6 protein-coding genes are annotated in these 14,770 nt (G+C 50.2%); all 6 read left to right on the top strand.

All coding sequences use genetic code 11. The annotated features are described in order from the left end of the window. The first annotated feature begins 10 nt into the window (after positions 1-10). The 6 genes from VIS48_15465 to VIS48_15490 all read left to right on the top strand — a co-directional run bounded on the left by VIS48_15465 (position 11) and on the right by VIS48_15490 (position 14,732). Positions 11-3,076 carry a TonB-dependent receptor gene (locus VIS48_15465; protein HEY9167551.1) on the top strand — a complete coding sequence of 1,022 codons (3,066 nt, stop codon included), beginning with the start codon at positions 11-13 and terminating at the stop codon, positions 3,074-3,076. A 43-nt stretch (positions 3,077-3,119) separates the two neighbouring features. Beyond that, complete coding sequence (locus tag VIS48_15470; protein HEY9167552.1) at positions 3,120-4,973, top strand: T9SS type A sorting domain-containing protein; 1,854 nt, start codon at positions 3,120-3,122, stop codon at positions 4,971-4,973. 239 nt (positions 4,974-5,212) lie between these two features. Next, complete coding sequence (locus VIS48_15475; protein HEY9167553.1) at positions 5,213-8,353, top strand: FG-GAP-like repeat-containing protein; 3,141 nt, start codon at positions 5,213-5,215, stop codon at positions 8,351-8,353. Between the two features lie 362 nt (positions 8,354-8,715). Next, positions 8,716-9,978 (top strand): glycosyl hydrolase family 8, encoded by a 1,263-nt coding sequence (locus VIS48_15480; protein HEY9167554.1) that lies wholly within the window; start codon positions 8,716-8,718, stop codon positions 9,976-9,978. Positions 9,979-10,168: 190 nt separating this feature from the next. Beyond that, positions 10,169-13,171: a glycosyl hydrolase 115 family protein gene (locus VIS48_15485; GenBank protein ID HEY9167555.1), complete on the top strand. Its 3,003-nt coding sequence runs from the start codon at positions 10,169-10,171 to the stop codon at positions 13,169-13,171. Continuing rightward, complete coding sequence (locus tag VIS48_15490) at positions 13,161-14,732, top strand: acetylxylan esterase (protein HEY9167556.1); 1,572 nt, start codon at positions 13,161-13,163, stop codon at positions 14,730-14,732. The genes VIS48_15485 and VIS48_15490 overlap by 11 nt, the downstream gene beginning before the upstream one ends. The last annotated feature ends 38 nt before the right edge of the window (positions 14,733-14,770 follow it).

Genomic DNA, 14,770 nt, shown 5'->3' on the forward strand with positions numbered 1-14,770 from the left:
AGGCACTCTTGTGAAACACGCGTTACGAATTTTCGTCCGGTCGGTCGGGGCAAACGGTCGGAGTCCTTCTATCAGGAGCACATTTATTCTGGTGGGAATCCTCTTTCTGGCGTCAGCGCAGACCTTGATGGCCACCGGGACAGTAAAGGGAAAAGTCTACGATAAGGATACGAAGACAGAGCTTCCCGGTGCCAACATTCTGGTGAAGGGAACAAGTATCGGGGCGGCTACCGATATCAACGGAGCTTACAGTATTCCGAATGCTCCAGCAGGTGCCCAGACGATTGTAGTTTCCTATGTGGGTTATCGCTCGTCGAGTGTAGATGTAACTATTGTCGATGGCGGTACCACAACGCAGGATTTTTATCTTGAGCCGGTTGCGGTCCAGGGCAAGGAAGTCATTGTCACTGCCCAGGCACAGGGGCAGATCCAGGCGATCAACCAGCAGCTGACTTCGAACAAAATTGTGAACGTCGTGTCGGATGCGAAGATTCAGCAGCTCCCCGACTTCAACGCGGCACAGGCCATAAGCCGTTTGCCGGGCGTCTCAGTCACAAATAGCTCTGGCGAGGCTAACAAGGTCGTGATCAGAGGTCTGGCTCCTGAATACAATGAAGTGGCAGTAAGCGGAGTGACAGTTGCATCAACTGGAAGCGCTCAGATCGGTGCGACTTCACACATTGCCTCGCCCGGCGGCGGATCAATCAACAACGATAGAAGCGTTGACCTTACCATGGTTACTCCATACATGATTAAGTCAATTGAAGTTTACAAAACGCTTACTCCGGATATGAACGCGAATGCCATCGGGGGTTTTGTCAACATGTCTCTAAGAGAGGCGCCGTCCGGAATCCATGGCGACGCTTTGTGGCAATCGGGCTACACGCAGAAGAGCAACACGTACGGAAATTACAGAGCTGTGGCATCGGCCAGCGATCGCTTTTTTAATGATATGCTCGGAGTGTATGTGCTCGGAAATGCAGAGCAGTACGACAGAAATTCAGATAACATGACTGCCTCATACACTATCCCGGTTGCTGATTCGGTGAAGGTGACGAATGTTGGACTTCAGCGTCATATAGAAACCAGGAAACGGTACGGTGGAAATCTAATTCTTGATTACAAGTTCCCCTCGGGCTCGATTAAATCGATAAATATGATTAGCCGTCTGAATTCCAATTCTCAAGATTATACGGAGAACCTGAATTATTCGGGTAGAGCGCTCAGTTTCACGTATGGGGCGGGAAATCAAAATACTGATCTTGCCGTCAACACATTAAATATCGTGAATGATTTCGGGTTCGTGTCTGTAGATTTGTTAGCTGGCAATACTTATTCCCGTAACCATCTTCCAGCCTTCCCTGATTTTCAATTTCACCAACAGCAATCGTATCCTCCAACTCCTCTCAACACCATTCCGGAGGATTTATCGACTGAGACAAAGTATCAAGGCACTGATGCCACGATACTCGACGATATGGGTTTGTTTAGTTCCGACTATCACGAGAACGACCAGGTTTACAAAGGCGATTTCAAAGTGCCATTGAATTTCGGGAATTCAGTTTCGGGCTTCTTCAAATTCGGCGGCGAGTATCGTTACAACTATCACACTAATGATCAAAGTACACCTTACGGAAATATAAGCGGACCGGTTGCTGGAGGAGGGACTACCACTGATCCTAATACGATAATGGGTGATTCTCTCATAGCGCATTTCCCTCAACTCAAAGGGGCCAGTGGCAATTTCACCGGTACTTATTTCACGACGCCTCTCGGTTCGAATCTTTACAACAGTTTCCTCAACGACAACTTTGGAAAGATATACTGGATTGTCGACCCAACTATTTTGAATTATGCCGTTAATTATCTCTCCACCGACACCATTTTCCGTGCGAAAAGTGGTGCGGGTGGGTGGTATGATGGCATATATCAAAATTATCCTAACGACTATAAATACATAGAGAGGTATTACGCAGCATACTTGATGTCAGAATTAGATTTCGGACCTGACCTTATGGTGGTCGGAGGTGCGAGATACGAAGAGGATAAATCGCTGTTCTTTGCGTGGGACGTACTCGATGATCCTAGTCCTTCAAATCAACGGGCTTACCCCGTGACCAGTTATCCGGAAAGTCATTACTGGCTCCCAATGGTACAGGCGAAATATGATATTGCCGATTGGGCTGATCTGCGATATTCATATACGCAGACACTTGCACGGCCCGGTTATTCGCAACTTGATCCACACTTCTACCTGGACTACAGCCATAATAATGTTTGGGCGGGGAACCCTAATCTCAAGCCTGCACAGGCGTACAATCATGATATTGAGCTTACGCTTCACAGCAATGGCATAGGACTCATTACCATAGGGGCATTTTACAAAACCATATCGCACTTCACGTACCCCACGTCATACCCAATGCTTGATGATCCGAGTAGTGTCCCGGCCGGATTTGACTCTACCGGTTCATTCCGTTTTCCAAATGGAGTTAAGCCAAATCAGCAGGTCGGAGCGGTGTATACTTACATAAACAGCCCTTACAAGGCTTTACTGAAAGGCGTCGAAGCAGATTTCGAAACGAGATTCTGGTATTTGCCGTCTCCGTTAGATGGGGTCGTTTTCGGTATCAACTACACTCATATTTCGTCGTCAGCGACATATCCGTTTCTGTTCGTTCGTACTATCAACAATCCTACTCCGCCGCCGAGATTCAAGACCATTTTGGTCGATAGTTCACGCAGCGGAAGATTGCTTGACCAGCCAAACGACATACTGAACACTTACATAGGTTATGACTATGAAGGGTTCTCTGCCAGGGTGTCTTTTGTTTTCCAGGGGAATTCTGTCAACTATGTTGGGCAGTATCCTCAACAGGACGGATATACCAGGAATTATTTTCGAATTGATGCCTCGGCAAGGCAGATGCTTCCCTGGATGGGAGCTCAAATCTACCTGGATGCCAATAACCTAAACAGCGAGTCCAATATTTCCGCTCAGCAGACCATTGGCGGTTTCACATCCGAGCAATATTACGGCCTTACCGCGGACTTAGGAATTCGGATCACGCTGTGAAGCAAATAGGAAATTCTAAACACTCACGAGAAGGAGAATAAAAATGAAACATTTTATACGTGCGCTGTTTCTCTTGGCGGCCATGATACCGCTGTCATTGTACGCACAAACTGATACGGTAGATGTTCCTGCTGACGGTGCGAGCGGAGGAAATCTTGATGGCGCCATCAACACGGCCATAAGTCAAGGGACGCTGTCCAACACTGTTTTCAGGTTGGCCGCCGGATCTGGATACGGTCAGGATTATATCTTGAACGGTATAGTCACCACTCCAGTTCATCAGAAGCTCACCATAATCGCTCCGGATCCGACGCCCTCTTCGCCGCCTCCGCAGATAGTGATGAACGCACAGGGAGGTGTGACATGGACGGAGAACTTCGACTGCTTCGGTGATCTCTACATGAAAAATCTGTGGATAATGTATGTAAACACCAGTGGCACGCAAAATGGTGCCGGTTTATTCATAGAAGACGACAGTATCGCAAATCAAAGCGGTGAAGGAGAATACGGCTATTTCGAAAACTGTATTTTCGATATGCAGAAAACGAGTGCGAATGGTTGCATAAATCCGGAATGCCTGCATTTCAGAGGAACTTTCAAGAACTGCTATTTCCGGAACGACGTTGATAATTACTTCATCTATTATGGTCGAGCAATCTCCTGGCAGTATAGTGATACAAAGTGGCACACCGACAGTCTCTCGTTCGAGAATTGTACCTTTGCTAACCTGGGGTATGTTCTAATGAATGAGAAGCCTTGCTACTCGGACTATGTGTGGTTCAATCATTGCACATTCCTGAATATTTGCTGTTATCCTTTGGAAGGAGACGTGTGGCATTGGCTTAACGTCAGCAATTGTATTTTCGTGAATACATGGATGTATGGTGACAATCAAAGCAGTCTCTATAGTAGATTCCCAAGAGGGGCAGGCACCAATCCAGGCGGCGCCATATTTTCAGTCGACAGTTTAGCCGCCAGCAACTACTCTCAGGGCACTGACGCAGTAACATTTCCATACACCGATGCCGACAGGCACATACTTTTTGCCAACAACAGCTTTTATGAAGAGAAATGGTTGACGGACTACTGGTTCAGCAATCCAATTACTATTTATCCCGCTAGCGACACGTCTCAGCCGCGTCCTGAGCCGATGATAAATCACCCAACTCTTCTGATGTTTGGGAATGATTCTTTGGGTCAGAAACGTTTTCCTCTGATGAACCTGGCAAATCTTTACCCGTCTGATGATACCTCTTACAATGCTTCGATTGCGAACCCCGGCTTCGTTCTGCCTCCGACCCAAGCTGACAGCATCAAGCGCTTCTTGAACGGAAGATACTTTACCAGCGAACAGATCAACTGGGCGTATAACCAGGGCAAGGATGATATAAACGGTGGATGGCCAATGGGCGAAGACCTGTCTTATGATGCGGGCTCTCCATTATACGCTGCGGGAATAAGCGGTTTTCCACTTGGAGATTTATTTCATTGGTGGGGTCCAAATTCTTTGTCTGATAAATACACACCGTGGAAGGCACAGCAAGCGCAGGAAGATACTTTGATCCATCATGCACTTGCTACGGGAGATCTTACGGGAATTATAACCGCCGTGAAGCCGCGTCCTGGTACACCTGAGACTTATGTGCTTCTTCAGAACTATCCTAATCCGTTCAACCCGACGACAACCATCGAATACTCGGTACCGAATAACGGATTTGTTACTCTGAAGGTTTATAATATTCTTGGACAGGAAGTAACCACGCTCTTCTCTGGTGTCCGGCAAGCAGGGAATTATCAGGCGACGTTTGAGGGCGCAAAGTTCGCCAGCGGGGTCTATTTCTACAGGCTGAATGCCGGCAGTGTGTCTATTACAAGGAAATTAGTTCTCATGAAATAGTTTCTTGCTGAAGTTCTCTCTGACCCGGTCGGAGTCTCCACATCGGGACTCCGATTTCCGGGCGGGGTGGACTTCTCAACGAATTTCGTTTGCCGACGGAGGAGGTGGTGAGGTTTTAGATGAAATGTTTGTGGATCAGCTTTTCTTTTTGGAACGCTTAAAAATTATCGGGAGTTGTTAATGATCCGACCTGGTTCAGCTAACAATTACCCCGATAACAAAAAACCGTAGGAGGAAATATGAAAACATTTATACGTTCAGCAACAGCGGGATTGTTCTTGCTGTTGCTGGGCATCAGCACAGTGAATGCGCAGGAGGTGACATTCTCCGCAGGTCCGACGTTTCCCACGCTAACGGGTGCCGGCGCAAACGGCGGCTTTGCATGGGCAGACCTGAAAGGGAGTGGGAATTTGGATGTCTTCATTCCATCCAATATCCTTCTTCATAACAGCATCACAGCGTTCACCCAGGATGCGACTGCCACGGCGAATATTACGCCTAATACTAACTCGACCGGTTTGCTACTCGCCGATTTTAATGGCGACGGCGTTCCCGACCTGTTTTCAACCAATGGCGGCAATCCCAATACCGGTCTATTTTATGACAGCGCCGGGGTGTTCATACCGGCGACCGGCACTGGCGATCTTGCGACGGCGGGAGTTACTGGCGAAGTCTTCCAGGGGGCTTCGGCGGCACCTATCGATCACAGCAATTACCTCAGCATCGCGTATCCTGGTACCTTCACAGGTATTACGGGCTCGTCAGTGCCATACGGCGGAGGTATCTGGCTCCTTAAAGGAGGTCCGACCGGCTTTACTGATATAGGAAAAGGAGCAACAGCTGGAAATCTTGCCATAGACACCGCCCATTCATTCGAATCCTGGGATGTACGCTTCTTCGACGCAAATAATGACGGCTACCAAGATTTGTTGATGCCGAGTTTCCGAAACGGATTTTCCCGAATAAACACCAAATCATCGGGCGGTGTAAATGGTTGCGTCCTGTTCTTGAATGATGGTACAGTCAAGTTTTATGTGCCGACTGCAACGACTCTTGGACGCTCAATCTATGCTCTCGATTCTGTAACACTTACCTATAATGGGGCTGCTGACAGTATTGAATATGCCAGCATTCATCCGGATACAGGAATCATTGTCGATGATACCGTCCGCCACTTCTCTGCCATTGGTGAGCAATGGGGTGACCTCAATAACGATGGTATCCCCGATCTCGTATTAAACGGTCTTAATTTAACCGATAACAGGGACGGTAATGATACCTTAAGGTCCGATATTATCCTGTACGGAAAGGGAGACGGCACGTTTACGTACAAGTGGAATGGAGTGCAAGTCGTTGCCAATAACGGATTGACCCAGGTCACATCCCAACGGGCAATGAGCATAGGCGACTACAATAATGATGGGTTGCAGGATATATATACAATCCAAACCTACGGACCCCAACACCTTTACAGGAACAACGGTGATGGTACGTTCACTGACGAAGCGACCACAGATGGACTGGCGACAAGTGGTGCGCGCGCTGGACAGTTAGTCGACTATAATAACGACGGATTCCTTGACATATTCCAGTATACCGGTGGTACTCCTGCACTGCAGCTGAACGGCGGCAATTCCAACCATTGGATTGCGTTCAAGCCGATTGGCACTGGTCATAACAAGTCGGCAATCGGAGCAAAGTTCACCGTGTGGACCGGAGGACATCAACAAGTTCGCGTCATCCGTGCAGAAGGCGGCTCCGCAGGTATGGGCGGAACATTGAGAGCAAACTTCGGCCTTGGCACAGCGACCACGGTTGACAGCGTGCACGTTCAGTGGCCCGATGGAACCAGCCAGACCCTTGTTCTCAAAGATGGGGTCAATCGGTATTATACTGTCAAGGAAGGCGAGCTGGTGCCCGCTGTTCCTGCCCTTGTCAGCCCGAAGAATGACTCGACGGGAGTGGCAACCTCGCTGACACTAAATTGGAACAGTGCCGCCAACGCTACTGGTTATCATGTGCAACTCTCGCTTGATCCCACATTTCAGACGAACGTTCTCGTGAACGATTCGACGGCCACAACTAGCAGCGCAGTTACTGGACTCGGCTATAGTTCATGGTATTACTGGCGCGTTGCCGCGTATGACACCGATTACACGAGCGGCTTCTCCATAGCTGATTCCTTCCAGACCATCGTACAGGCTCCGGTAGAAGTGCCCACGTTGCTCTTGCCTGCAAACAAAGCAACGAACCAGCCTTACAAGCTTAAACTGGCGATAAGCAAAACATCGGATGCTGCACAATATAATTGGCAGGTGTCGACTGACGGTACATTTGGTTCAAGCTTTGCCGTCAATGATTCAACTATCGACACGACGAATACCGTGATGCTCGCCGGCGGCACGAAGTATTATTGGCGTGTACGCGGAGTCAACCCCGGTGGCGCGGCTGCCTTTTCGTCTGCCGATACGTTTACGGTCATGACTGTTCCGGCAGTACCGGTGCTTGCATTCCCTGCACAAGGTCAAATGTCTGTGCGTGCAGATACCCTGATTTTGAAGTGGCACGCTGTGGCGGCTGACACTGGGTATATTTGTCAGATCTCCACAAGCAAATCGTTCTCTTCGTTAGTATTTACTTCGGATACGACGAGAGACACGACGTTCAAGGCCACTTCATTGCACAATCTCAGCTGGTACTACTGGCGTGTAGCGTCATACAACGCTGGCGGCGCAAGCGCATATAGCGCGATAGATTCATTCGAGACGATTGTCCCGCTCCCCGCCGCTCCGACGCTCTCTTCACCTGCTAGCAGCGCGACGGGTGTCGGTCGGTTGACAACCTTTGTGTGGCGCACCATGACGTATGCGACACTCTACCACCTGCAAGTCGCAACGGCTAATGACTTTTCTACTATAGTGCGCGACACGACATCCAGTGATACCACGGTAACTTTGTCGATTCATTTGGATGCCAGCACGAGATACTATTGGCATGTAAGCGCAATCGATACCAAGGGGGAAGGTGTATTCTCATCTACGAGGACCTTCGTCACAGGATTAATAGACGCGGTTGATGAACAAGGCGGCAACATTCCGAAAGAGTTCGCGCTCTTGCAGAACTACCCGAATCCGTTCAACCCGTCGACCACGATCAGTTATGACATACCGAAGAGTTCGTACGTGAAGGTTGTAATTTACGACATACTCGGTCGGCAGGTCGCAACGCTCGCGGATGGCTTGCAACAGGCGAACCACTACATCATGCAGTGGTCACCGGCAGGCCTGAGCAGCGGCGTGTACTTCTGCCGCATCCAGGCCAACAGCCAGGACGGGAAGAATAGTTTCGCTTCCGTCAAGAAACTGATCTTCATGAAGTAAAACCAACCAGCTCTTTTCCTTTCCCCTCCCTGAATAAGGGAGGGGAAGGAGAGGGCGGTTCCTGACCGGCTCTCGGTCCGGGTAATGGGTCATCGCTTTCGACCGAAAGATTGTAACAGCTGCGAGCGATAACCTCCGCCCGAACCGCAGGAGGTCGGAAGTTTTTCTAAGGTTGACTTCTCCTTCAGTTAGATTCCGTCCCGGCGATCTCCGCCGGGACGGAAATCTTTTTCCGCGCAGTATGACCGACGGGGAAAAAGGTCATAGTACCAATTAACAGTGCAGTCGCCATTCATAACTAAAAGCCGTATCGTGAAACCTTCATCTGTAAAACGATCCTAGGAGACAGGAGCCCCAACGCGATGAAAATAAATGGAAGTCTCGCTGCGGCATCTCTAACCGTTTTACTCTTTAACGCCTCTCCGTGTCGCACCCAGACCGGATCCCAACGGTCGGGCTCATATTATTCAGGCAGATATGTAAACCTCTTCGTCCAGCTGCTTGGTAAGAACGAAAGTGAAACACGCGGGAAGATCGATACCGCATTCAACCGGTTGTTCTTCGGCGGCGACGAATCCCAGCGAGTTTGCTACCCCGCCGGAGATGACATGGGCTATGTGGAAGATATTGCGAACGGCGACGTCAGAACCGAGGGAATGTCTTACGGAATGATGATAGCTGTCCAAATGGACAGAAAAGATGTCTTCGACCGAATCTGGAAGTGGGCGAAATCGAATATGCAAGTTCAAGCCGGACCGCATTCCGGTTACTTTGCGTGGCACTGCAAAACCGACGGGACAGTTCTCGATTCAACTGCGGCTTCTGACGGTGAACAGTGGTTCGTTATGTCTTTGCTTTTCGCTTCGGCGAGATGGGGAAATGGGAACGGAATTTATGATTACCGGACCGAAGCGCAAGAGATTCTGAATACGATGCTCCATAAAGAAGATGAACCGGACCACGGGAACGTAACCGACATGTTCGACGCAAAGTCTAAGCTCGTCTCTTTCGTGCCGGCGGCCCAGGCATCATGGTTCACCGACCCATCGTACCAACTCCCTCACTTCTACGAATTGTGGGCGAGATGGACGAACAACCAGTTCTGGTGCGACGCGGCGAAAGCTAGTCGGGATCTTCTTCAACAGGCAGCGGATCCGAAGACGGGTCTCTCCCCCGATTACTCAAACTTCGATGGTGGCCCTCTCGACAGATGGGGACGCGGACACGATGATTTCCGCTTTGACGCGTGGCGCGTCGCTATGAATATCGCGATGGATCACGAGTGGTTTGACAAAGATCCGCGGGAAGTCGAAGAAGCAAACCGGCTTCTGAACTTTTTTTATTCACAGGGGATAGACGCGTATGTGAACCAATACTCGCTCAACGGAAAGCCTCTGTCTCACGATCGCAGCCTGGGCCTTGTAGCGATGAACGCGGTTGCGGCAGTTGCGTCGACGAACCGGAACAGGCAAGAATTTGTCGAGAAGCTCTGGAATAGTCCTGTCCCCAGCGGTTTCTACAGATATTATGACGGGATGTTGTACATGCTCGCAATGCTTCAGGTAAGCGGCAACTTCAGAATATATGATCCAACAGGGAAACCGGTTGAAGCTTGTACGAAATGACTTTAGGCAGAGAGTGAAACTTACTATTCACATAATCCGACCACAGAGTCGCGGAGGCAGAGAGAGGCGCTCGTTCCCTCTGTGGCTCTGTGCCTGCACGCGCTCCGTCGCTGAAGCTTTGGAGCGTAAGCGACCGAAGTGCGTTTCGGCACGTTTACGCGCCGTATCATCAGCACGTGCATGCAAGTCCATGTTAGTTCGCTCCAACGCGCAGGCACGCAGGCGTGTCTCTTGTGGTATAATTTCAATATTCTTTGCTTTTCTCCTTTCCGGTCCGCAACAAGCATTTGCAGTCGGTGGCGACTCTTTTGTTCGATTTGAAAAAGTTGGCGCGGGCTTCCCGCTCTCTTCTTCAGGAAGACCTGCGCCGCTTTTGGTCAGCTCGAACGACTATCCAGGAGTCCTTCTCATCCTGAAAGATTTTCAAGAAGATGTCGAGGCGGCGACCGGTGCAAAACCTGAAATCTACACCGACACCGTCCCCTCAAATGGGGAGATAGTAATTGTCGGTACAATTGGACGGAGTGCCTTGGTCGATAAGCTGGTACAGCAAAAAAAGATAGACGTGACCGGAATCTCCGGTAAATGGGAGGCGTATTTGATCCAGTCCGTCGATAATCCTCTTCCGGGAGTTGATCGGGCACTTGTTGTTGCCGGAAGCGATAAACGCGGAACAATTTTCGGAATGTTCGAGATTTCAAGACAGATCGGTGTATCTCCGTGGTACTGGTGGGCAGATGTTCCTATAAAGCAACATGAAAATATTTACGTGACTTCCGGTCGTCACACAGACGGTCCCCCGTCGGTAAAGTATCGCGGAATTTTTTTGAACGATGAATGGCCGGACCTGACAAACTGGATCGTCGCCAAGTTCGGAACGGCGGCCGTGAGTCAAAACCCGCCCGTCCCGCCCGGCATCGCGAACTACGGTCACTTGTTCTACGAGAAAATCTTCGAACTTGTACTCAGACTAAAGGGCAACTACCTCTGGCCTGCAATGTGGAACAACGCGTTCAACGAGGACGACCCTGAAAACCAGAAGCTTGCCGATGAATACGGAATAGTCATGGGTACGTCTCACCAGGAGCCGATGATGCGCGCGCAAAAGGAATGGGACAGGCGGTATCAGAGCACGCTGGGGAGCTGGAACTTCGCGAAGTTTCCCGAAACTCTGGAGAGCTTCTGGCAAGAAGGAATAAGACGCAACAAGAATTATGAGAGCATTGTCACGATCGGACTCCGCGGTGCAAATGACACACCCATGGCTCCGGGCGGCCCCGAAGCAAACATGACACTCCTGGAGAAAATTGTCGGAGTTCAACGGAATATTCTCGCAGAGGAAATGAATCCGGACGCCACAAAAGTTCCGCAGCTCTGGTGTCTTTACAAAGAGGTGCTGGACTTCTATAGCGCGGGAATGCGCGTTCCGGACGACGTGACTCTACTGTGGCCCGATGATAATTGGGGGAATGTACGGAGACTCCCGACATCCGGGGAACGAAATCGACCTGGCGGCGCAGGAATTTATTATCACTTCGACTATCACGGCGGACCTCGGAACTACCAGTGGATAAACACGAGTCCAATTTCAAAAATTTGGGACCAGTTGTCGCTTGCAAAAGAATACGGCGCGGACAGGATCTGGATCGTTAACGTAGGCCATCTAAAAGGTTATGAATTCCCTATAGAGTTCTTCATGGACCTGGCGTGGAACGCAGATCGATGGACGAACTCGAATCTGAATGAGTACTCGGAACTATGGGCAAAGGAACAGTTTGGCGAGAAATACTCCGATCAGATCGCGCGGATTCTTTCCGAGTATACAAAGTTTAACGGCAGGCATAAGCCGGAGCTGCTCGCACCGAAGACCTATAGCCTCGTCGATTATGACGAAGCAGAAAATGTGATCGCGGCGTTCGACTCGTTAAAAGATGACGCGGAGAAAATCTTTAAAGAACTCCCCGAAGATGAACGCGATGCGTTCTATGAACTTGTCCTTTTCCCGACTCAGGTGAGCGCGATCCTGAACGAGATGTATTATGCAGCCGGGCGGAATGAGCTTTATGCGAAGCAGGGCCGCTCACTTACAGACAGTATGGCGGATGAAACGAGATCGCTCTTCAGCAAGGACACTAGTCTCTTCGGTTACTTCAACCGCACTTTTGCCGGCGGAAAGTGGGACCATTTCATGGATCAACCTGTAATCGGGTACACCGGCTGGAATCAGCCGTCTGAAAATAATCTGGGGGCCGTCGATCTGAAAGAGTTGAATCTGCCTGCCGATGCTGCGATGGGTGTGGCAGTAGAAAATTCGGACGAGGCATGGCCGGGACCCAATGATGCTCCCGAGCTGCCGCGGTTCGATCCCTTTAATGAGCAGCGACACCACATCGATCTTTTTAATAAAGGCAAAACGCCATTTGAGTACGCCGTTCATGCGAGCGATCCCTGGATCAAAGTGAGTTCTCCGTCCAGCGAGGTTCGCGATCAGTCGAGGATCTGGGTCGACATAGACTGGAGCAAAGCTCCGCAAGGTTTCTCATCCGCAACTTTGACAATCTCCGGAACAGACAAAAAAGTGCCAGTTGGTGTTCGGTTATGGAATCCCGCTGATGTTACGCGCGACAACCTTGACGGGTTTGTCGAAGAAGACGGCTGCGTGTCGATCGAAGCTACGCACTATTCAAGCAAGTCAGATGCAGGCACAAGAAAGTGGGTTCAGATCGAAAATTACGGGAACACATTGTCCGCGATGCGGGCATGTTCCGGTCCTGACGACCCACCAGCCGACCCCGGAAAGGACTCTCCTCTTCTGGAATACAAAATGTTCTTAACTGATTCGGGTAAGATCGATGTCGAAGGAATATTTGGGCCCTCCTTGAATTTCATGCCCGGTCGCGCTGTGAGGTACGCGGTGTCCTTCGATGATGAGGCCCCGCAGGTTGTCGCTCTCGTTCCCGATAAATATAACGCTCAGAACGGTAACCGGGATTGGGAGAAGTCGGTAGCCGATAACGCACGTCGCTGTCATACTGCACATGAAATTTCACGGGTTGGTTATCACACGCTGAAAATCTGGATGATCGATCCGGGAATCGCGTTGGAGAAGATCGTTGTCAATTTCGGAGGTGCCAAACCCAGCTACCTCGGTCCGCCCGAAAGTTTTCACAGGGAAGTCAAGAATGACGATTGAAACGAAGAAGGATTGCGCTGAGTCGCGCAAAGAGATTCAAGCGATACTTGGCGACTTCTTAGTTCAATCGAGCTCACGGCTCCTCCGCGTCTCTCTGCGTAATATTTTCCTTGCGGCTCTGTTCATCGGTTCTCATGCAAGCGCTCAGACACCTGAATTCACGAAGATGACCCCTCAAGAACGCGCGGCGTACTTCGCCAAGATTGGTGCCGAATCCCAGAAAGATTGGCAGAGGATGATCGACATTCTTCACATAGGGTTGCCGGACTCACTTCCCTCTCCGGCAGAAGATCCCAACCGCCCCGCGGACACGTTCCAGAAAAAAGGATCAACAAGCTGGTACGACAGCACCGGCAATACCTACACGCGCTCCGCCTGGGGAACATGGAACAATTATGATGAGATGAAAGCAAACCCATATCGGAATCTGCCGGATCCATTGATAATGGATGACGGCCTGACCATCGCGGATGCCAATGCTTGGTGGAAAGTCCGCCGTCCCGAAGTGGAGAGACAGTTCGACGAGGAGATCTTCGGTCACGTTCCGGAGAATGTGCCGGCAGTAAATTGGAGAATTGTGGAAACCACGGACAGCACGATCGGAAGTGTCGCTGTTGTCATAAAACATCTCGTCGGACATGCGGACAATTCGCTCGATCCTGATATTCAGGTGAATATTCAACTTGCTCTCACACTCCCTGCCAAAGTGGTACACCCGGTTCCTGTGATCATGGAATTCGGATTCGTATTTCCACCGGGTTTTAAATTTCCCGGAATGCCTGAACCAAAAGGACCGACGTGGCAGGAACAAGTTCTCGACAAGGGTTGGGGATATGCCATTTATGTTCCGACGAGCGTCCAGCCGGACAATGGCGCCGGATTGACGGAAGGAATCGTCGGACTGGTGAATAAAGGTCAGCCGCGAACTCCAGGTCAATGGGGGGCATTGCGTGCCTGGGCTTGGGGAGCAAGCAGAGTCTTGGATTATTTTGAGACGGACAAGTCGGTTGACGCAAAGAAAGTCGGCATCGAAGGCGTCTCTCGTTATGGCAAGGCTGTTCTTGTAACCATGGCATATGACCGGAGATTTGCGATAGTACTTGTCGGATCTTCCGGCAAAGGTGGAGCAGCACTTTACCGGCGCGACTTCGGTGAGGACATGGGGAATATTTGTTCGTCAGGAGAGTACCATTGGTTTGCCGGAAATTTCCTGAAATATGTTTTGAATCCGGATAGTCTATCCGTCGATTCGCACGAGCTGATTGACCTTTGCGCACCGCGACCGGTTTTCATTAGCTGCGGCTCGCCGCAGGAGGAAGGAAGCTGGGTTGATGACAGGGGGCAATTCATGGCAGAGGTTGCTGCGGGACCGGTCTACAGACTTCTGGGAGAGAAATCTATGGAGGTCACCCAAATGCCGGTGATGGGCACACAGATCGTCGACGGTGCTCTCGGATTTCGCCAGCATGAGGACGGACATACGGTCGGACCCAACTGGCCGTACTTCCTCGAGTTTGCGCAACGGTATTTTGATACAATCGCAAATTCATCAGCTAAATGAATTTAGATGAAAATGACCTCGTGCAACCGGTCTTGAGA

Source organism: Candidatus Kryptoniota bacterium, from assembly GCA_036567965.1.
In the GTDB taxonomy this organism is placed as follows: Bacteria; Bacteroidota; Ignavibacteria; order Kryptoniales; family JAKASW01; genus JAKASW01.

Bases quoted from the DNA above. Each gene is read 5' to 3' on its own strand.
- VIS48_15480 (HEY9167554.1), top strand. From the start codon at position 8,716: ATGAAAATAAATGGAAGTCTCGCTGCGGCATCTCTAACCGTTTTACTC.
- VIS48_15475 (HEY9167553.1), top strand. From the start codon at position 5,213: ATGAAAACATTTATACGTTCAGCAACAGCGGGATTGTTCTTGCTGTTG.
- VIS48_15470 (HEY9167552.1), top strand. From the start codon at position 3,120: ATGAAACATTTTATACGTGCGCTGTTTCTCTTGGCGGCCATGATACCG.
- VIS48_15485 (HEY9167555.1), top strand. From the start codon at position 10,169: ATGTTAGTTCGCTCCAACGCGCAGGCACGCAGGCGTGTCTCTTGTGGT.
- VIS48_15490 (HEY9167556.1), top strand. From the start codon at position 13,161: ATGACGATTGAAACGAAGAAGGATTGCGCTGAGTCGCGCAAAGAGATT.